This is a genomic window from Niastella yeongjuensis (genome assembly GCF_900110245.1).
Taxonomy (GTDB): domain Bacteria; phylum Bacteroidota; class Bacteroidia; order Chitinophagales; family Chitinophagaceae; genus Niastella; species Niastella yeongjuensis.
In genome coordinates this window covers 682,562-704,086 of record NZ_FOCZ01000003.1, presented here as the reverse complement: position 1 = coordinate 704,086, position 21,525 = coordinate 682,562, and the positions used below count along the sequence as shown (strand labels likewise).

The window sequence follows — 21,525 nt, the reverse complement described above, 5'->3', positions numbered from 1 at the left end:
TGTTATCATTAATCGAAAATAACTATTTATGTTAGTCAATGTTTCCGGATCAACTCCTGCTCCTTTTGATGACCAGGACAATCTTGAACAAGCCATTGCAGCCATCAAAGCCGAGGGCGCTCAATATGTAAAAGCCCCCGTGATCGGTCTGCGGCCAGGCTTCAGCCAGCTTGATACAAACAATCCATATCCGGTCATTGTAGCAGTGGTGCAACCGGGAGCGACTGTAACGGGCCTCCCCGTTCAGATCAACGGCGTGCCGGTTGAAATAAGAAAAGCATCTGTGCAGGACCTTGTAGAAGGTGTTGAACCAATCAGATTTTGGGAAGATGTACAAACAGAAGCCGCGCCCCACATCAATTATACCCCACCCGATCCTTCTCCGCTGGATTCAAAAAAGATACCGGTAAAAAATATCACCTGTCATGTAGGCCCCGACAGAGGCTGGAAAATGTTAAAGCCCTTTCTGGAAGGAACAGAAAAAAGCCTTACCGTAGCCATGTATGAATTTTATGCTGAACATATATTGGAAACGGTAAAGAAACTAGGTGAGGAAACAGAAGCCACCCTGGACCTCATACTGCAGGTAGACAAGAACGATGCCGACTGCGAAGAGCAATTACGGGGAAGCTGGGGCGACAGACTGAAATTTGTAAAGGCTTCCGTAAAAGGGCCGCAGCGGCTTTTTAACAATTCCTATCACACCAAGGTTGCCGTACGCGACTCCAAAGATATGTGGCTTTCCAGCGGTAACTGGAGCCCTAACAGTCAGCCCATCATAGCACCGGGCAGCGATCAGGTGATCTATCGCAATGGCAATCGGGAATGGCATGTGATCATCAAAGACAAAAAACTGGCCGCGCTGTACGAAGAAATGATAAAGTTCGATATGGACGCAGCCAGTAATATACCTGAACCTGAAGCAGCACAGCTGCTGCCCGACCTGCTGGTACCCGAATCATTTTTTCAACCCGAAGCTGTATTGATCCAGCCGCATCCTTTCGAACCAAAAGATTTTGCCGCCAATGGCGAATCCATCGACGTGGTACCGTTAATGAGTCCCGATAATTATGCAGATGGTATACTCGATCTCATTTCCAAGGCAAAGACATCTGTGTTCCTTCAGTTTTCCTACATCAATAAACCCGCTGAAAAATTTGACGAGATCATAACGGCAGTGGGTGAAAAAATGCAGGCCGGACTGGATGTAAGAGTTATTGTAGGCACCAGTCAAAAACCGGTGAACAGCGATTTCTTAATTGCCAAACGCAAATGGAAACGCAAAATGTTCAAGATCCAAAAAAGCAAATTGCACAACAAGGGGGTCATCATAGATGGTAAGATCGCTGTAGTAGGCAGCAATAACTGGTCGAGCGATGGTACCCAGTACAACCGCGATAGCAGCCTGATCTTCTATTCCCGTGACATTGCGAAATATTACACGGAGGTATTTGAGTTCGATTGGTTTAACCAGACAAGACCCATCAATACGGAACCAGCCATTACGCCTGAGCTGGCTCCTGCAACCGGACCAACCCCGCCCGGAATGGTACGTATTCCCTGGCAGACATGGTTCACTGAATAAACACAATTATGTTTTCACAACAGGACAAAGATTTCATCGTTGAAAAAATACTGGAGCGATTGGCCCTTGAGCCATCGCCCCGGGCATTTATTGCCAGTCAGTTTATAGGAACAAACCTTCCCAATGAACTTACTGAAGGCAACGCCATGGTTGTTTTGATGGACGCCATGCGTCTTTGTATTGCAGACGGATGGGGCCACAATCCGATTTGGATGGAAGTATTGCTCGACATGTATCAATTACGGCTGACTCCCAAAGTCAATGAGATCTGGGAAAGAGCTAAACACCCGCCGCCTCCGGAAGACGATCCTCTGGCATCCACTATCATCAACAATCAAACGCCTTTTGTTAACCGAAAAAGCCTTCGAAGCGAATTAGATACCCTGGTAACTGACACGGCTAAATTGAAGCCGATACTGGTAGTAACAGGTACGCAGAAAAGCGGCAAGAGCTATTCCGCCAGGTATATCGAACATTTCTCTGGCATTAAAGGTATTGTAGTCACTTACCCCATTACCATAGAGCCTGGCACAGAACTCGACATGGGACCTGCCGAGATCGCCAACAACCTGGTGATGATGATGGGCGCCGACACATCGGGCCAGCCCGGGGAAAATACGAATAAGAAAAAATATGTAAACGATCTGGCGCTTTGGGTGTTGAATAAAGCATCCCGGCTCGAAAACCAACACTGGTTCATCCTGGATAATTTCAACAACCAGGATGTTCGTCCCGATAGCCGTGATTTTCTGATTGCCCTTTCCAACAATGTAACAACCGGCATATTTCCCAGAAAATGCCGGATCATACTGATCGACTTCGATCGGGCTGCATTATCGGTTGAACCAGGTAAAGTTAACGAAGAGATCATTGGCCCATGCACCGAAGCAGATTTGGATGTTGCCATTATGGAGATCCTTAAACGCGGGCCCTCGATTACCGACAATGCGGTATTGGCTTTTATCTATGATTTTATAAAAACAAATTTACCGGTACCCGAAAAAAAGATGGAAGTGCTGAATATGCGGCTGCGGGTATTGATTGAGGCCGTGATAAAGGTCAGCCTGCTTATAGCGACAGTGACGGACGCCAATTTCGGCGCCATCTTATTACAGGTATTGAAAGACCTGCAGTCCCAGGCTCAGCCACCAGCAGAATTGAGAAAACGGCTATTGGCACTACAGGGTTCGCTGGAGGGTCTTTAACGCATCATTACCCCACCATTTTTAAGAGGATAGCTTTATATGCCAGAAAATATCACAGATAAAATACTAGCCAACTTTCAAAAAAAAATGGAGCAGTCTGAAAGCACTGACCAGGAGGAGTTGGCGCGCTGGGCGTTCAGACAGGCAGCCGCGGTGCTCCATTTTTTTAACCCCGAAACATTGCAACCTGCTTTTACCGCTGCTACTGAAAAAAGCCCGAGAATTTTGTTGTATGAAGATATGTTGTACGCACCGGGCCGGGCTTATGAAAATCTTTTTATACTGAAACCCGAGATCCGCAAGCTGGCACTCCGCCGTTACAGCAACCGGGAAGAGATGCTTGCAGTGATCGAAAAAAACAGGGAACAGCCACAAACACAAACCATGAAGATGTGGCAACGCTACCTGAAATCCGGAGAATTGCCTGACCCAAACCAACTATCGTATAACGAATTGACAGACTATTGCCAGATCGTTTCCTGGATGGAAAACATCGATCTTACCCTTCCACCGCTCGATGAAATAAAAGCAATGCTTCGAAAAAAAAGTGTTGTTACAAATTTCGAGCACCTGATCATAGAAAATTTTATCGGCAGGAATACAGAACTCGATTTTTTGCAACGCCATATTTACAATGGAAAAAGTACCGGCACTTTACAAAAAATAAAGGAATGGTTCAATCCCGGCACACCGCTGCCGGTATTATCCGTACATGGGCCGGGCGGCATCGGCAAATCAGCCTTGATTGGAAAATTGCTTTGGGACAATATGCAGGATGAGGGCCGCCGGATCCCTTTTGCATACCTGCCCTTTGACCAGGCTATGTTACGAATCGATGACCTGTTTACATTGCTGGTAGAAGCTGCTTCACAGATCAGCCAACAGTACCCCGAACAGGCTGATATAGTTCTGGAGTTCAATGACCGGGTGCGCGAATTTCGTGACAGGCGCGGGCGCATCGTCTCCAAAGAATTCTCCCAAGCGGCAAGATCAGGGCGGATCCATGAATTCTTTTCGAGCGACTATGATCTGTTTGAAAATTTTGCTTATTTCATCAACCGGCTTGTTGTATCCATTTCTGGCAATACGCCGAAGAAAGCCTTGTTATTCTTCGATACATTCGAAGAAGTCTCTTACCGCGATCAGGAACGGCTTTCTTCCTTTTGGCGGATGCTGTACCAGCTCACCCAAAGTAGTCCTGTATTGAGAATAATCATTGCCGGCAGGAACAGTATTGCCGATCTCGGCATTGATCCACAAATACTCACCGAATTGAAATTAGCTGAACTGGATAGCGAGAACCAGGTATTGTTGCTGGTACGCCTCGGTGTTGAACAGGAAGTGGCAAAAGCCATTGCCAAACAAATCGGCGGCAACCCACTATCGTTAAGACTCGCCGCAAGCCTGGTGCGATCTGATAAATCAGCTGCCAACAGCAGCGATGGCATCAAAGGACTGGTAACCCGTAAATGGCTCTTATTCCAGGTAGATGAACAGTTGGTGATAGGGCAGCTGTATGCAAGGGTTTTATCTCACATACATGACGAACGGGTTCGGAAGATCGCTCACCCCGGTATGGTACTTCGCACCGTAACGCCCGAGATCATCCTGAATGTACTTTCACCCGTATGCGAGATCTTTGTAAATGGGCCAGCCGATGCCCACGAGTTGTTCCTTACTTTAAAACGGGAACAGTCCCTGGTTCAAACAGGAGAAAAAGAAAATCTGGTATATAGAACAGAGATCCGGCAGCCCATGTTACGGTTGCTCATCCGGGATAAATTGAGTGAGGTAAAAATGCTTCACCGAAAGGCTGTTGAATATTATTCGCAACAGGAAACACCAGATGCAAGAGCGGAAGAAATGTACCATCGCCTGGCGCTTGGGGAAGACAATGTGCAAACCCTTGAAGAACGATGGATAAAAGGTATAGAATCTTCCATTGCCGCCAACCTTATAGAGTATTCATTGACCATGAAGAGCTGGCTGGCCCCCAGGATAGGGATCCAATTGTCGGAAAAGGAATCCCGCCAGGTTGATACCCTCGATTGGGAACGCTATATTATTCGTAAAGTAAAGATCGCCATCACGGAAACCGATTTTATGCGGGCGCTGGAGTTACTGGGCGAAAGAGAGGAACGATGTCCCAACAGTCCGCTTTTTGCATTGGAAACAAAGGTCTATATCTCCGTAGATGATTTAAACAGCGCCCTTCAATGCATAGAACGCGGTATTGTCCTCTTAAGTGAATCGGGGAACCGGGGCAGACTGGCCGAACTTTTCTGGCTGCAATCACAGGTAAGGTTATTAATGGAAAATATTCCTGAAGCAGATCAATCATTAACAGAAGCTGGTAAAGCGGTAGTCAATGCCGAAGACCCCGTTGCTTATATCCATATCCTTTGTCATCGCCTGTTATTACGCAGGTTTTATTCTGTTCCTCTACCCGAACCGGCCGCGGCTATCAGGGTTACCCTCAATGAAGCTGCACAACGGATTAATGAAAGCCATATCGTGGACCTGGGGTTTGTACTGGTGCTGGTGATAGACCTGCTGGGAGAAGAGTTCCCCAAAACAGTGAATTCCCTTTCGAATTACAAAACAAGTCCCTATTCAATAACGCCCGCTATACTAACATCAGAAGACCTTCAGGGATTATCGCAATACCGGGAGGGCTGGGAAGAAAGCGGGGATGATTTTGTCACTTTAAACAGTCTGGTATAATGGCGCTCTTAACTCCACAACAAGCAAGGGAACTGGCACAAGCTATTATCGATTCCGGCATCGACACGGTAAAACTCCGGCCGATATTTATGATGTATATAAAAGCCTCTTATGTTGCTACCTTAAGAGTAGATCTTCCTCCGGCGGCGCAGGTGAAATCAGACATCGCAATAATGGATATGACCGAGCAACTGACTAACGGGGATGTACCGCTGTTGATCTATTTAGAAAATATTATTCCCGAAATGGAAGCTGCGCCAACGCAACAAACCATTGTAAAAAAGATCCGGGATTCCCTTGTTCACCTGGTAAACGGAGCACCGCGGGTTAATGTGGCCGCTATTCCGGAACGGCAGGAGCTAATTGTTAATACAGATGATACACTGCCCATTTTATTTATGGAAATGGGAGTTAAAATAGCCCGTTCGGTCTCCAAGCTGAAAGTACAGGCATTTGAAAATGGCCAGCCTAAAATGCTGGGGACCGGCATGCCGCAGGTGGGAAATGGTACAGGATGGCTTTTAACAGAATCCATCCTCGTCACCAATCACCACGTGATCAACGCCAGAAGGGAGGGCGAACCCGATGCATCGGACGCAGACCTGCAACTACAGGGAAATAACCTGGTGGCTATCTTTGACTTTGATGACGCAACGGTGGAAGGGACGCCGGTCACAGGCACCTCACTACTTGGCTCTAACAAAGCATTAGACTATGCATTGATCCGGATCACCGCTACCGGCAGACCCGGGTTAAAACCCGCTAAGGAGCGTCTCTCCAGCGCCAATCCGGTAGCCGTGAACATCATTCAGCACCCCGGTGGAAAAGCAAAAAGGGTGGGCATACGCAACAACCTGGTCAGTGCTTCAACGGATGTCGACCTCCGTTATTTTACCGATACCGACGGAGGCTCGTCGGGTTCACCCGTTTTAAATGACTCCTGGGAAGTGGTTGCTCTGCACCGGGGAGCCACATTTGTAGAAAATGTAAATTTTCAGGGCAAACCCGTTGCCTATGTAAATGTGGGTACGCAATGGGAAGCAATAAAAAAAGACATTGAAGTCAAATTCCCCGCTATCTTCCAGGAACTTCGCTTCTGAAAACATCGGATAATCGCGCACTAAATGAATTGCACCAACCCTGGGGCCGGTGCAATAACAAAAAATTAACGCTGTATGTACAACTTAAAGTTTATTGATCTTTGAGTTTCAGTAACCAGCCGTCACCATTTCCATGTGGATTGTTATCGGTATAACCGGTTACGTAAAAGCTGCCATCTGAATTTAACAAGAGGGAGCTTTCGTCATCATATCCTGAACTGCCAAAAGTTTTACTCCAAAGTATTTGGCCTGCACCGTTCAACTTTAATACCCACAGATCATCTGCCCCCTGTGTTGGGCCAACATCGCCATCAGTTGAATTGGAAGATCCGGCTATCAGGTACCCACCATCGGGTGTGGCATTTACAGCATGGGACGCTTCATAACCGCTGCCGCCCAACAGTTTGTTCCAGCCCATATCGCCATTGGCATTTACTTTAACAACCCACAGGTCTTGTCCACCATGATTGACGCCAACGTCACCGCTTTGATTACTGGTGCTTGAACCTGTTATAATGGCTCCGCCATCAGTTGTACTGGCTATTGCGTAAGGAGAATCCGATTGATCTCCCCCAAAAAGCTTCATCCATACCGGATCGCCATTATCTTTTAATTTTATTACCCAGTAATCCTCACGTCCATGACTGGCACCTACATCGCGGGTATTATTGTTCGATGTGCTGGCCACTACATATATTGATCCATCAGAGGCTACACTAACATCTCTGCCAAAATCCTCCACTGTACCGCCCACTATTTTTTGCCAGACAACGTTTCCGCTGCTGTTAAATTTCGCCACCATTACATCAACGTCACTGGAAGAAGGTTTGTTTACAGTATACCCAGCAACCACAAATCCACCGTCGGCAGTAGCAGCCATACCCCTTAAAGCATCATCATAAGCCCTGCCAAACACGCTGGTCCAGGCAGTATCACCATTGCTTTTTAGTTTTATTATCCACCAATCCGAAGCGCCATGATTGGCGCCTACATCGCCACTATTATTGCTTTCGGTAGTACCGGCCACAATAAAACCGCCATCTGTAGTAGCAATAGCTTTATGAGCTTCATCATAACCGGTTCCGCCCATAACGCGGGTCCATACAGTATCCAGGTTGCTGTTTAACCTGATGATCCACGCATCGGTACTTCCATGATTGGTACCTACATCGCCGGTTTTATTACTTTGGGTTTTACCAACCAACAAAAGGCCACCATCTGAAGTGTGCACGGCCTGATCAATATTATCTGTACCATTGCCACCTAATGTTTTTTGTGATAGCAATTGCGCATTATAAGGCTTCTGTTCGATAGTTGCCTGCGCCTGCAAACTGATTGAGGTATTCGCCGGCACGGCGGTAATGGAGGCCGTGCGACTCTGTGCACCATCGCTTTCTTTAATTACCGTAATATGAATGGTATCATTTGCATGACCCGATGTTTTATTAAGCTGCAGCCAGTCGGCCCCGGACGATAACGATACCTGCCAGTCGATATTCGATTCCACTATCAGATCCGCCGAGGCACCTGGTGTAGCTGGTAGTGAAAGCGTAGTTTGATTAAAATCCAAAATAGGCGCGGGATTGTCAACCTTCTTATGACATGACAATATCGCCACGCACAAAACCAACACAAAAGAAATCTGTTTCATAAAACGAATAGAATTTGCTACCAATTAGGGGTTATTAATATATGAGTGTTGAAAAAATATGTTTAATAGCAGTGTAGTTTATACTAATATTCGCGCAGATCAGGCCAATAAACGTTTAATTCCATTGCCTATTGTTGTTCCTGTTACAAAAGGAGTCCGCGAAATTAAAAAACCCATATAAACCGTATTATTTACTACAGCATATATGGAATTTTACCCAGTTAGGTGATTGGAAAGGCTACCCCGACGAACGAGGCAATTAAGAAAAAAGCCCTCCCGATGAATCGGGAAGGCTTTGCTTGTGCGATGTTAACTAACAAAAACTGCTATTGGGTCAACTTGATCAATTGTACTGTTTTCTTCTCCAGACCCTGGGTTACTTCTATTACGTAAATGCCTGGTCTGTAACTATTACCCAACTTAATAGTGCTTTTACCTGCCGCGATCTCTTTCGATTCGATCACTTTACCAAACAGGTCTGTTACTATGATGCGCACGTTCCCTTTTTTAGGATCGGCATCGATGGTAAGATTAGTACTGGAAACAGCAGGGTTAGGCGCTAATGCCACACTCAGCAGACTGCCCTGACCATGACTGTCATCAACGGCATCGGTAACAGCTGAAATGATCGTTTCCAATAAGGACGCGCCGTTATTGATATTAATATTTCCACCGGCCAACACCTGTTGATCGTTCAGAATACCATTCCAGTTGCTGGCAAATAATAAGCCGCCGGTTTTATTCCAGATGGTGATGGCAATGGCATCACCGCTGCCACCATCGGTACGGTCAGTCATATCAACCTTTATGGTGGCGTTGCCATCAACTGATACGGGTGCCATCGGATTGGTAATATCCTGGATGCTGGCTTTGCCGGTAAAGCTGGCCCATGCCGGAATGATACCGATACCAGGAATAGCCCATAAGGTATTCAATGCATTTCCTTTTACCTGGTAAACATGCACGCCATCCGCCTCGGTGCGACGAATAATGGTATTGAAATTACCCTGCAGGTTTTTACTGCTCTTGTTATACTTCACATTGAAACCAAAATTGTTCTTGCTACCTATATCACCAGCCATTTGTCCGGCAGCATGCGATAACTGAATAAAGCCACCGCCGCTTACAAACTCTTTCAGTGATCTGGATACAGTAACGATGGTATTGTCAACCGACACATCGCGCTGGTAATAACCAGTTACCTGTACGCCAATGGTGAAATCCTTTGCATTGCTGGTACCCAAATCAACAGGCCAGTTATAAGTAGCTGTTCCTGTTTTAGTATCCTGGTTATTCACCAGACTTACCGGAACGGTGGCAATAACCGTATTGGTAGTGCGGTCGATGAAGGTAACCTTCGCTTTGCTGATATCACCTGCAAACGGATCGGTTGAAGCAGCCGTTGTTTCTGCGGTAATGTCGCGAACCGTGGCACTCAGGGTAATGGTAGTGGTAGTACCTGATCCGGTTGAACCAAACAGGGAGCCACTATAATAAGCGCGCGCATCTTCCTGTTTCACTACAAAAGGAACGCTGTCAATGGCCGGTGCAAACAGGCTGTCACCTGTAAACACCGTGTTCAGCATATAAGCCAATGCGGGGTCCTGTGTAATCAGCAGACTGGTACCGGCTTTACCTGTAGTATCTGTTAACGCACTCACTGCCTGGTTGCCGAGTTCAAAATGAACGGCTTTGCTTTTCATGACTATACCAGTAGCTGAATCTGTCAATACAGCGGTCAGCGTTTGTTTGTCGGAATATTGTTCGGTGCTGTCACCGGTATATACAATTAAGGGAGTACGTTTTTGTATTGTGACGGTGGTCTTTGCCTGTGCACTGTTACCACTGGCATCTGTAGCGGTAAGGGTTACCGAGTCAACACCTGCATCGGCTGTTGTAAACCGGTTTGGTGTTACGCTTAGCGTTACTGTACTGCTATGGTCATAAGAACTGTCATTTACCTGTTCAGGAGTAATGGAAGCGGTACCGTCCAGTCCGAGTGTAATGGCTATCGTTTTGGTACGTACGACTGGTGCTTCTGCATCTTTAACCGCACCTGTTTGACCGGCAGCAAAGTTGCCAAAGCTGGTGTAACCGGCTGCCGTTGCATAATACGGATTGGCATAAGTACCCGCGCCGGATACCGTGGCCGGAAATTCAGTCCAGGTATTGTTGGTATACCGGCCCTGTACCATGGAACCGGCCGGGTTCAGGTTAGCGCCCTGACTGGCAGTAAGCCAACCCAAACCAATAGTAAGATTGGTAGTAGCCGGGGTTGCAGGTACAACCGTATACAATTTGTTTACCAGTTTTGTACTGTCTGCCACCGGGAAGTTCACACCGGTCTTCACCCCTACTCCAATAATATCAGCCGTGCCGGTATTGGTTAATTTCACAGGACCGTATGTTTTATCGGTACCTATCTGATAGGTCACCGCGCTGGTGGCTACTTTTGTTTTTAACAACCCACCGCCGGTGATATTAAAGAAAACACCTGGGGTAAAATTAGTGTTGGTAGCTACAATATTAGTAGCTCCATTACTGCTGCCGATCGTTCTGGCACCTGCATCTGCAACACCTTTGTCGCCAATATTCAATACTACCGTACCCACTGATGGCGTAGTGGCAGAGGTGATAAAACGAATGGCATTCCCCATGAGCCAGGTCCCGTTTACATTGATGGTAGTGGCGCCTGGTAAAGTAGCGTGACCAACCACACACGAGGTACCGGTTGACCGCATATCCAAAGTACCGTTGATATTAAATGTGTAGTTTCCAAATTCACCAACGGTATTGGTTGTTGGACTGCTGCCATTTTGCAGATAACCTGAACTGCCGATGGTTACTGTTTTACCTTCTTTAATGGTAATGGTGATGTTATCATCATTTTGCGGAGCAGATGCCCATGGCAATGTGGTAGCAGTAGCATAGTTGGCCCGCATATAACTGGCCAGGTTCAGGTTGTTATCTATTACTACTTCCAGTGTTTGGGCGATGCCATTTACTGTAAATGTATTCAGGTAGCAGGTACCTGTACCGGTAATAAAGATCTTACCGTTGTCGCGATAACCTTCAAAGTTTATTCTGTTGGCAGCTGTAACACCTGAACCCACTGTACCATAATTATTAAGGCTGCTGGCTACCCGTAGGTTTCTTTGGGAAGCCGTGCCGCTTCCTCCATCAGTTGTTCCCGAAACAAGGTTGGCCCCGGTTTCAACAACAACGTTATTAACGCCCGTAGTAGCGTTCAGGGCTACTGTATGTCCTGTTTTAATAGTCACCGTTGGGGTTGAACCGTTTGGCGGTGTGGCCGTACTTTGCCAGTTGCTGCCGTCATATGTTTCCCAGATATCGGTGGCTACAGTAGAGGTACCCCAGTTACCACTGGCTTTTGACCGGTAATCACCGGCTACCGACACCGGAATATTTGCCGTTTGGAAATTCCATACTGTACCAGTGGTTGTACCGTTGCTGTTTTTGCCATCGATGCGCCAGTAGTACTGCGTATTGGGATCCAGGCTGGCCGGAGTAAATGTAGCGTTGGCAGCTGCCACCTCGCCCACTTTCACCAGGCTATCTGGCGTAGTACCTATATACACCTCAAAGCTATCTGCATAATTGCCATCCCAGCTGAATGCAGCGGTTTGATTGTTCAGGAATACATTGGTCGCATTTTGAACCGGTGAAGGATTCACCGTTGTTAAAGGCAGGGTGCCTTCCACCGGTGTTGTTACAGACACAATACCGCTGTAAGCCGATTCATTCAACGGACTGTGTGCCTTAACCCGGTAGTAATATTTCATGCCCGATTGCAGGCCGCCATCCGTATACGCAGTTGCATCTGCTGCAGGATGCGCCACATCGGTAAAGTTCACGCTGTCTGCGCTGCGCTCTACAACAAAATAATCTTCATTATTGGAATTGTCTGTCCAGCCAACATTCACCTGGCTGGGCATTCCTGCCTTGGCCACGGGTGCACTCAGGGTAAGACCGGTTGGCGCTTCTACAAAGTTGGGCGATTGAATAGCCAGTTCGCCGGTGGCTGGTTTAAACACCCACAATAAACCGGGTGCTGGCGTTGCCGGATCGAACCGGGTAATGTTGCCAGTTGTAGCGCCAGATACATTAAAGATCTTGTATTTATCACCTGAAGCCGGTGTTCCGGTGAAACTGATCTTCAGGGTACCGTTATAAACAATATCTTTTGTTACAGTCACCTTGTCCCAGGTGTTGTTACTCTTATTGATCTCGATGGCAGTCACTGCAGTTGATTGCAGGGTCACATTGTCTTTACCGGTAAAAGTACCGATGGAACTATCACCTGGTTCCAATGTACCCGCTACAGCTATTTCGCCGGTAACTGATCCTTTGCCAGCTAATACAGCGCCTTCATTCACCGTCACTTTTCCATTACCACTGTTGGCGCCGTTCACAATCAGTTTACCACCTTCTACGGTAGTAGTACCAATGTAAGTGTTGTCGCCGTTCAACCGCCATAGTCCGGTACCGGTCTTAACAATGGTAGTAGTGGCATTGCCATCAGCCGCATTTCCGTACAGGTGGTTATTGATGATGCCGTTAAAGGTTTCATCGGTACCCATGCCACCTACCACATACGTAGTGAAGCCATTGCCAAAGGTGGGTGATTTTGTCCCTCCACAAGAAAGCCAGGTTCCAGCATTACCACTTAACCCGCCAATAGAAAATGTGTTATTGTTGCTATAGGCGGCAATTTTGGTATTGCCGGTAATAACAAGACGGTTATTGGGGAACCCGGTGCCGTTATCGATTGGCAACAGGCTATATGTATCATCTGTATTGATACCATTGGCAACCAGCGTGCCGGTAAAGTCGCTCCAGTCGCCCTGAATGATCTCTCTTAAATAGGGAATGGTATAATTCAGGATGCCGCCGCCATGTACCGTCATATTCAGGTTGGCATTGCGATCGCAGGTAAAACCATTCACCGTGCTGTCGTCGATGTATAATTGCAGCGGATAATTCTCATAAATGGTACCACTGCCATTGCTGGTAACATAGCTGCCATTGTGCAGCCGCAGCACATTCGAAGTACCGATGCCCTGGTTGTTATCGATGATATCACCGGCGGCTGTAGCAGCACTCACCGGACTCACTTCCAGAATACCGCCATTGATAACCGTTTCACCGGCATAAGGATTGGCATTTTTTACCACCATTCTACCCGCACCGGATTTTATCAATCCGCCATCGCCCGACAACACACCCGTAAAGGTTACGGTGCTGCCCGGGTTACTTACATTGAATTCAGTAGTAGCATCCAGTGTTGCATTCCGGTCGGTACTGGTTGTAGCACCGGTGTACATCCAGCTGCCGCCTTTCCAAACCCAGTTGAAGGCGTAGTTGGCAGAGGCCCCAATTGAACTGGGCACTCCCCCATTCGTCAAAGAATTCATCCCAATAGTACCACCGTGTAAAACCGTGGTACCCGTATAAGTATTATTGGTAAGCAGCGATAAGGAACCACTGCCGGCTTTGTTTAGTGATTTGGTACCGGTTATATTACCAGCGCCGGAGAAGGTATAATTGCCATTGCCATTCACCAGCACATCACCGGCCGCCATGGGCGCTATAATGTTTACCGTTCTTCCTGCCTGACCCGATTCAGGGAAAGTAAGGGAACTGCTGTCGGTAAACAACGCGGGGGTATTGGTACTGTCTGTCCAGTTTTTGGTGGTTTTATCCCAGTCGGTACTCAACGCACCCGTCCAGGTTAATGCAGGTGTAAAGGTGCCGGGATTCAGCACGGGCACTTCCACTGGTTTGCTTTTTGCGATCAGTTCATTTGAATAACCCGACTCACCCAATGCATTGAACGCTTTTACACGAAAGGTATCAGATTCTTCGGGCTGCATGCCTGTTAAAGCAAAATAGTTTACATTAACCCCGGTGGTGCCAATTTGCGTCCAGGCACCATTGACCATTCTTTCTACGATGTAGCCTTGTTCTTTCTCGGTATAATCGAGCCAGGAAAGATATACCGCGCTTTGGATAGCTGAATCCTGTTTCAGTTTCATCGGGGCGCGTAAATAGTCTTGCGAATTGCTGGCCGTAATACTGTTGATGTAATTTTCTATGTTGGCATATCCATTGGCAGTGATCACCATGGCGTCGTCTGCCGAAGGATTGGTACCATTCGCCGATTCCCATGCATCGGGCATACCGTCGTTATCGGTATCGATACGTGGTGTTCCGGGCCATAAATTCCAGGAACTGGGCGCACCAAAAGGCAATGAGTTTTCATTGGCGATCAGTTCCCCTTTCTTACCAAATGATTTTACTTCGTTCACTACATAATAGTCGGCATAATCGCGGTAAGGCAAACTGGCGCCAACGGTCGGTAATAACGTATTCACCAATGTGTTGGCTGGAACGGTTGGCAACACTGGAAAGGGATATGGAGTAGACTGAAAATCCGGCGGCCCTACAAATTCTGCCGGCGGAATGGTATACGGGTCGAACTGGCCATTGCGGCTGCTGTCGAAAATATTGTCTGTTTGATAAATGTGGTAATTAAGGTTGCCTAAATTGAAAGGCGGTACACCGTTTGAAGGTCCCTTGATAAAACAACTGCCGATGGCGTTGGCATAAGTCTGGCCTTCCGATTCGCCCCCCATGATATAAGCGCCATCTTTCCAGTTGTAAACAATATTGTTTACATACTGGTTAACGCCTTTTATCTTGTTGTTGCGGGTGCTGTTGTCTACATACAGGTTACGGTATAGGGTGATGCTGTCTACCTGCATCAGACCACCAGCCGAGTGTGTGAGCAGGCCCTGGGAGATAATACAATTCTGAATGGTAATGTTCTTGCCCGTAGTGGAGTTGATAGAGAAATTCTCATCACGCCCCCAGGATACCGAACAGTGGTCCCAGATGACGTTTTGTCCATCGGCGAGTCCATTGGCATCTTTGCCGTCATCCCCAACAATACCCATTCTTATTTTAATATACCGGCAAATGGTATTGTCGGCGCCGGAAAAGCTCCAGCCATTACCATACACGGTAATGCCTTCACCGGGTGCAGTTTGACCAGCCAGATAAATATTGGCCGAAACCACAATGCGGGACGTGATCTTAATAACACCGGCCACATCGAATACAACAATTCGGTTGGGCGCACTAACGGCATCGCGTAAGGAGCCGGCACCTGAATTGTTTAAATTGGTAACATGGTAAACCGATCCATATCTTCCTCCCTTTGCATATTTACCAAAACCTTCTGCCCCGGGAAAGGCCAGGGTTTGGGCATGCAGTTGTTGCAGGGATAAAAAAGAAAGGAACACGAGGAATAATGACGGGTATGGTACCCGGTTAGTGTAGTTTTTTCTCATAGCAATGCACAATTAAACTTTGTTTAATTTGTTAACAATCGTTTGATTGGTCTTTCAGGAATGTGGAGCGGGGAAAAAGGGAGTGCAATGGCGTAGCTGAAGAAACTTTAATTCTGAAGTAGAAAGCAAGAAGTAAGATGTAAGAAATAAGAAGTAGGAAATACAAAGTTGAAATCAATTTCGAGGCTTGAATAATAAACCTCTTCTTACTTCCTACTTCCTACCTCCTACTTCGTCTTCTTCTTAATACAACGGATGTTGCTGTCCGGCTAAACCCGGATTATTATTGATAGTGGTCGTATTCAGGGGCAACAGTTCTGTTTTATTTTTCTCCAGCCCTCTGAATATTGCTTTCACCCAGGCTTGCGTAGCGCCCAGAACCTGACCGCCGCTTATAGCTGTGGCGCTGTACATATCCAGGATGGTGAGCCCATTTGATTTGGCAGTAGCGCTGTCGGTAGTGTTGAGCTTTGCTTTAAAACCGGTGAACGGAACGGCTACAACCGGATCATTGAAGCCGGTGGCAGTTTCGAGTTTATAGGTCCTGTACAGATCGATGTTGGCGTATTTACCGGTGTGGTTCGTCATATCGATCAGGTTTTGTTTTGTTTGGGTAAGGGTTTCAAATTGAATGCCCCAACGCACCAGGTCGGTCCGGCGCCAGCCTTCGAAAGATAACTCCAGCTTGCGTTCATTGATAACCGCATTTTTGAAATCCTGGTAAGTAACAGGCGTAACCCCTATTTTAGTGGCATTGCCACCAAAGCCACGTTTTCTTACCTGTTCGTAGGCGGCTATTGCAGTGGGAGTAGGCGCACTGTTCAATTCGTTCTGTGCTTCGGCATACATCAACAACACATCGGAATACCGCAGCCAGGGCCAGTTGATATCACGTAGATTGATACCTGTACCTGCTGTGGTTTTCCAGGTTACGCGGAACTTACCAATGGTATTGGCGCCGTAACTATTTAACTGGCGGGCGCTTTTGTCGGTAATGCCGTAGTTGGTAATACTTACATCGCGGCGGGTATCACCATCTTCAAAATCAAAATAAAAGGTTGGCATAACGCCCATGGCCGGCTGCGCCTTTCCAAACAAAGAACTGGTATGGCTGAACATGCCGTTTGTATAACCAATGGCCGAACCGTTCACATCGGGACCATACTGGCCGAATTCCAGCATCGATTCATTGTTATATCTGCCGTTCACCAGGTCGCGAAAAACGGTTTCATAACTGGTGAGCAAACTGTTCTCGCCTTTTTGCATCACTGCATTGCAGGCATCGGAAGCGATCTGATACAATTCTCTTACGCGTGCAGCATCACTCCGCTGCGCCAGTTTTATAGAGGAGGCAGCGAACGTGTTCAGGTCCCAGCGTAATGAATAACCGGCTGCATACAAGGCGGTACGGGCCAGAATGCCATAGGCCGCATTTTTTGTGAACCGTTCAATAGTGGGCACCATGCCTTCGCTTTTCCAGGGCAATAACTGTACTGCTTTTTGCAGATCGGCCACACAACCATCATAGATGGTGTCTCTGCTAACCCGGGAAGAAGTATAGGTACCGGCATCCTGAACGGGAATGGTAGGATACGGCACATCGCCGAAATACCGTACCACGTTCATATAACACATGGCCCGCAAAGCGTACGCTTCGCCCAGCAACATGTTCAATTTCTTTTGGTCTTTATCATCGGCGGGTGTAATGCCGGGCAAATTTTTTATACAGATGTTTGCATACTCGATGGCCTTATACATGGCAGCATAGGTATCTGTGGGCGTAATATCGGGCGAGTACACGTAGTTTGCAAACATGTTCTTTGAGTTGGTTTCCCCTTCGGTGGAAATACACTCATCGGTACCCATTCCAAACTGATAATACAACTCCCTGTTGAAACTAAGGCTGTAAATACCCAGTACCACCATTTCAGCCCGGGAAGCATCCTGAAAGGTTGATTCGCTGTCGAACGAAGCTTCGCTTCTTCTGTCGAGAAATTTTTTGCAGGAAGTAAGCATCACTCCTGACAAAACAACTATTGATATATTATAAAGTATCTTTTTCATTGTCGTTCTTTTTTTGATTAGGCTTAGAAGGTTAAGTTCAAACCAACAACAATACTTTTTGAGCGGGGATAAGCGGAGTCATCATAACCGCCTTTTTTGGTAGGCTTGTCTGAATTGTTCACTTCAGGATCGTACCCGCTGTATTTGGTAAAAGTGTGAATGTTATTCACGGTTGCATAGAACCTGGCATTGTAGATGCCTGCTTTTTTCAACAGGTCATGCGGCAATGAATAACCCAGGGTGATTGTATTCAATCGAAGGAACGAACCATCTTCCAGGAAATAATCAATAGCAGGATCGCTGATGGATTTACTGTTGTCTGCATGCAGGCTCCAGATCTGATCTTTCGAATATTGATTGGGGTTCAACTCAGCCAGGCGGGCCAGGTTGGTTGTTTCCTTACCGGTAACCGGATCAATAAGCCTGAATCGGTTTGTCATAGCCGAAAACGTGTTCTCGTTTGGCAGATAAGGACCATAGAAACGACGGGCATTGGCATTGAATATTTTATTGCCGCCGGTAAAGTTCATAAAGATGCTCAGATCGAAACCCTTATAGGTAAAGTTATTGGTGATACCACCAGTATAGTTTGGTTCGCCATTACCCATAATGGTGCGGTCGCTTGTACTGAATACCGGGTTGTTCTTGGCATCCATTTCGCCGGTTGTGGACGCGAATTTTATATCACCCGGTTTTACATTGGCTGCATTACCTCCTTTCAGTCTGATAACGCCGTCTTTTAAAGCATACGTACCGTTTGCATTCTGAATAAAATCATCGGTAGTATATACGCCATCATATTTGTACCCGTAAAACTGTCCCAAACGCTGGCCCACCTGCACTATGAAATTACCATCGTACAGAATGTTACTGCCGTTACCATACAGGTCAAGCACTTTCGAGCGGTTGAAGGAGATATTGAAACCGGTTGTCCATTTAAAATTTTTGTTCACAATGTTCTGGGTATTCAATACTATCTCTACCCCTCTGTTGCGTACAGCACCCACATTCTGGATCTGCGAGCCATAACCGGTTGAAGTAGGGATGGCCGCATTCAACAACAGGTTGTTTGATTGCTGGTTGTAGAAATCAACGGTTAAGTTTACGCGGTTGTTGAGCACTGCCATATCGAGACCTACGTTGAAAGAGTTGGTCTTTTCCCATTGCAGGTTCTCATTGGCCAGCGTATCTTTTGGTCGCAGGGAAACCACTTCCTGGTTGTTGATGGCATAAAAACCTGCCTGATAACCGGTCACATACATATAGTCGTTGATGTTGCAGTTACCGGTTGTACCATAACCCACCCGTAATTTTAACTGATCGAATATCTTATTGCCCTTCATGAAATTCTCTTCAGAAATGCGCCAGGCTGCTGATACCGATGGCAGCATGCCCCACTGTTTACCGGGCGCAAACTTGGAAACACCATCACCACGCATAGTCGCTGAAATCAGGTAACGATCAGCATAGCTGTACATCACCCGGCCAAAGACCGATGCAATGGCAAACTGGGTTTTGCCCGAACCTTTGGAAAACAATCTTCCAGCCACGGACACATTGTTCAAACCAAAATTGCCATCGGGAAAATCAGAATAGGTATTGTCCAGGTTCATGTTCTCACTTAAAAAAGTCTCCTGTCCTACCATCACATTCAGGTTGTGCTCGCCGAAATACTTTTTCCAGTTGAGGGTGTTTGTTACCTGCCAGCTGTTCTTTTCGCTGTTGTTACGTTTGCCCCACGGCCCATTGTATTTTTGCGATTCTTTTGTACGGCCATCGTCCCAGTAATCTTCCCGTGTCTGTTGCCACATATAGGTACCCTGTGTACGCCAGGTAAGATTTTTCAGCAGATCGATATCAATGCCGGCATTGGTTGTATACTGACGAACGTAGTTGGTTTGAGTAACCGCATCGTTGGTGATGATGGGGTTATAAATATCATATTGCGAATCGTCTGCCTGCAGCAGTTCGCTCACATCTGTATTCAACAGCTGGTCATTGTTGAAACGCACCCCGCCGGTGGGCGGTTGCAGCAAACTCAGTTTCAGTTGTCCGGCCAGTGAACCACCGCCCTTCAACTGCATATTATTATAATTGGTATTGAAATCTACCCGAATGCGGTCGTTGATCTTGTGGTTTATCTTAAAGCGCAGGTTCATTTTTTGATAACCATGTTTGGCAAGAATACCATCCTGACCGGTGAAACTTCCGTTAAGCAGGAACTTTGTTTTGTCGCTGCCACCACTTACAGACAGGGAATGGTTTTGTAACCTGGCGGTACCGCCAAACACCGCATCCTGCCAGTTGATGCCCGACTGGCCACCATAGGTATTGTGGATATAGTTTGCCGCACCGGTGTAAAAGTTTGGGTCGTTTACATCGCCGCCAAAGTTCTTCACCCATTTGTCGGGTTTACCAGCCAGTATTTGAAATTCATACTGGTAATCGGCATACTGCTCGGGGTTCATCATATCGAGCTGTTTGGCCAGCTTTTCAAAACTCTGGTAGCCGTTGTAGGTTACCTGGGTTTTTCCGCTTTTACCCGATTTGGTAGTGATCAGGATTACCCCATTTGAACCGCGGGCGCCATAAATGGCGGTTGCAGATGCGTCTTTCATTACATCGATGGTTTCAATGTCGTTCATATCGACATTTTTCAACCCATCGTCCATTTGAAAGCCGTCTACAATGTAAAGCGGTTTATTACCCTGGGTAATGGAGGTACCGCCACGTACCACAATGTTGATATCGGCCCCGGGGGCCCCGCTTTGTGTAACTACATTCACCCCGGCAATTTTACCGGTGATGGCCTGTGCCGCGGATGTTACCGGGATCTTCGAGATCTCGGCCCCGCTTACAGAAGCAGTTGCCCCGGTAAGATCTTTCTTCCTGGCCGTTCCATAACCAATCACCACTACTTCATCCATCGACTTATCCTGCGTCTGCAGGGTAATATTGAAAGTAGTGTTATTGCCCACCGCTACGGTGCGGGTAACATAACCAATAAAAGAAATGGAAAGGGAAGCATTTTTACCGGGAACAGTGATGGAAAATTTACCGTCTTTGTCGGTCAGCGTACCGCCGGTTCCTCCGGCTACTGACACATTCACTCCTTCTAATGGGCCGGCTTTGTCTTGTACGGTACCCGTAACAGGGATGCCATTTTGTGCGAAAGTTGCCGACCAAAATAATAGGGAGGCAAAAAATAGGAGCAGTCTACGTGCAATCGTTTTTTCCTTGTGCATGGCAGTTTACATTTGGTTCTAACAAAAGAGATTGCCACAAACCTAAATATTAGCCCCTACAGGAGGGTTCCCGTTTGTGCAGAAATGGTTTGAATGCGTACAGCGTAAGGAAATTCCTATTGATATGCAAGTAGTTATGGGATGGAATGATGCTTTGGGGAATTATGTGGCGGGGCAGAAGGCAGAGGGCAGAAGGCAGAGAGAAATACAAAAGGCAATGGGCGGTGGGCAGTAGGCAGTAGGGAAAACCAAAGGCAATGGGCAATGGGATAAAAGACTGAGATTCTTTTGCAAGTTATAGTTGAACCTACTTTTCACCGGGCCATCACTATTGATGACACTATTTTTGTTGCAGGTATTAACTGGGGATATTCATAGAACAAACACGGAATCTTTGCCTTTTACCCAGAGATATCCCACCTCTATAAAGAGGCGGGATATCTCTGGGACATCTCTGGAACATCTATGGAATATCTATGGGATATCTTTTATAATCACGTGAATCAGAGATGGTTCTGACAGGGCAAAAAGCAGGGTTGGAAAGGGAGAAAACAGGCCTTCTTTTTCTCTGCCTTCTG

Annotated in this window: 8 protein-coding genes; 4 read left to right on the top strand and 4 right to left on the bottom strand. The window is 46.8% G+C overall.

All coding sequences use genetic code 11. From position 1 onward, the window contains the following. Nucleotides 1-28 precede the first annotated feature (28 nt). Genes BMX95_RS11195 through BMX95_RS11180 form a run of 4 tightly spaced genes read left to right on the top strand, consistent with a single transcriptional unit; the run spans nt 29 to nt 6,614 of the window. On the top strand, nt 29-1,585 hold the full coding sequence (locus tag BMX95_RS11195) for a phospholipase D-like domain-containing protein (RefSeq protein ID WP_081204541.1): 1,557 nt from the start codon (nt 29-31) through the stop codon (nt 1,583-1,585). 8 nt (nt 1,586-1,593) lie between these two features. After that, nucleotides 1,594-2,790, top strand: a complete 1,197-nt coding sequence (locus BMX95_RS11190) for a hypothetical protein (protein WP_081204540.1) — start codon at nt 1,594-1,596, stop codon at nt 2,788-2,790. Nucleotides 2,791-2,829: 39 nt separating this feature from the next. Then, nucleotides 2,830-5,514, top strand: a complete 2,685-nt coding sequence (locus tag BMX95_RS11185) for an ATP-binding protein (RefSeq protein ID WP_081204539.1) — start codon at nt 2,830-2,832, stop codon at nt 5,512-5,514. Beyond that, a complete protein-coding gene (locus tag BMX95_RS11180; RefSeq protein WP_081204538.1) occupies nt 5,514-6,614 on the top strand; it encodes a trypsin-like peptidase domain-containing protein in 1,101 nt (366 codons plus the stop codon). Before BMX95_RS11185 ends, BMX95_RS11180 begins: the two co-directional genes overlap by 1 nt. Nucleotides 6,615-6,705: 91 nt before the next feature. Here BMX95_RS11180 and BMX95_RS11175 read toward each other — a convergent pair whose 3' ends face one another. The 4 genes from BMX95_RS11175 to BMX95_RS11160 all read right to left on the bottom strand — a co-directional run bounded on the left by BMX95_RS11175 (nt 6,706) and on the right by BMX95_RS11160 (nt 20,947). Continuing rightward, nucleotides 6,706-8,265, bottom strand: coding sequence for a BACON domain-containing protein (locus BMX95_RS11175; protein WP_081204537.1), 1,560 nt, complete (start codon nt 8,263-8,265; stop codon nt 6,706-6,708). A 326-nt stretch (nt 8,266-8,591) separates the two neighbouring features. After that, nucleotides 8,592-15,638 carry an autotransporter-associated beta strand repeat-containing protein gene (locus BMX95_RS11170; protein WP_081204536.1) on the bottom strand — a complete coding sequence of 2,349 codons (7,047 nt, stop codon included), beginning with the start codon at nt 15,636-15,638 and terminating at the stop codon, nt 8,592-8,594. 243 nt (nt 15,639-15,881) lie between these two features. Then, nucleotides 15,882-17,702: a RagB/SusD family nutrient uptake outer membrane protein gene (locus BMX95_RS11165; protein ID WP_081204535.1), complete on the bottom strand. Its 1,821-nt coding sequence runs from the start codon at nt 17,700-17,702 to the stop codon at nt 15,882-15,884. Nucleotides 17,703-17,725: 23 nt separating this feature from the next. Continuing rightward, nucleotides 17,726-20,947 (bottom strand): SusC/RagA family TonB-linked outer membrane protein, encoded by a 3,222-nt coding sequence (locus BMX95_RS11160; RefSeq protein ID WP_081204534.1) that lies wholly within the window; start codon nt 20,945-20,947, stop codon nt 17,726-17,728. Nucleotides 20,948-21,525 lie beyond the last annotated feature (578 nt).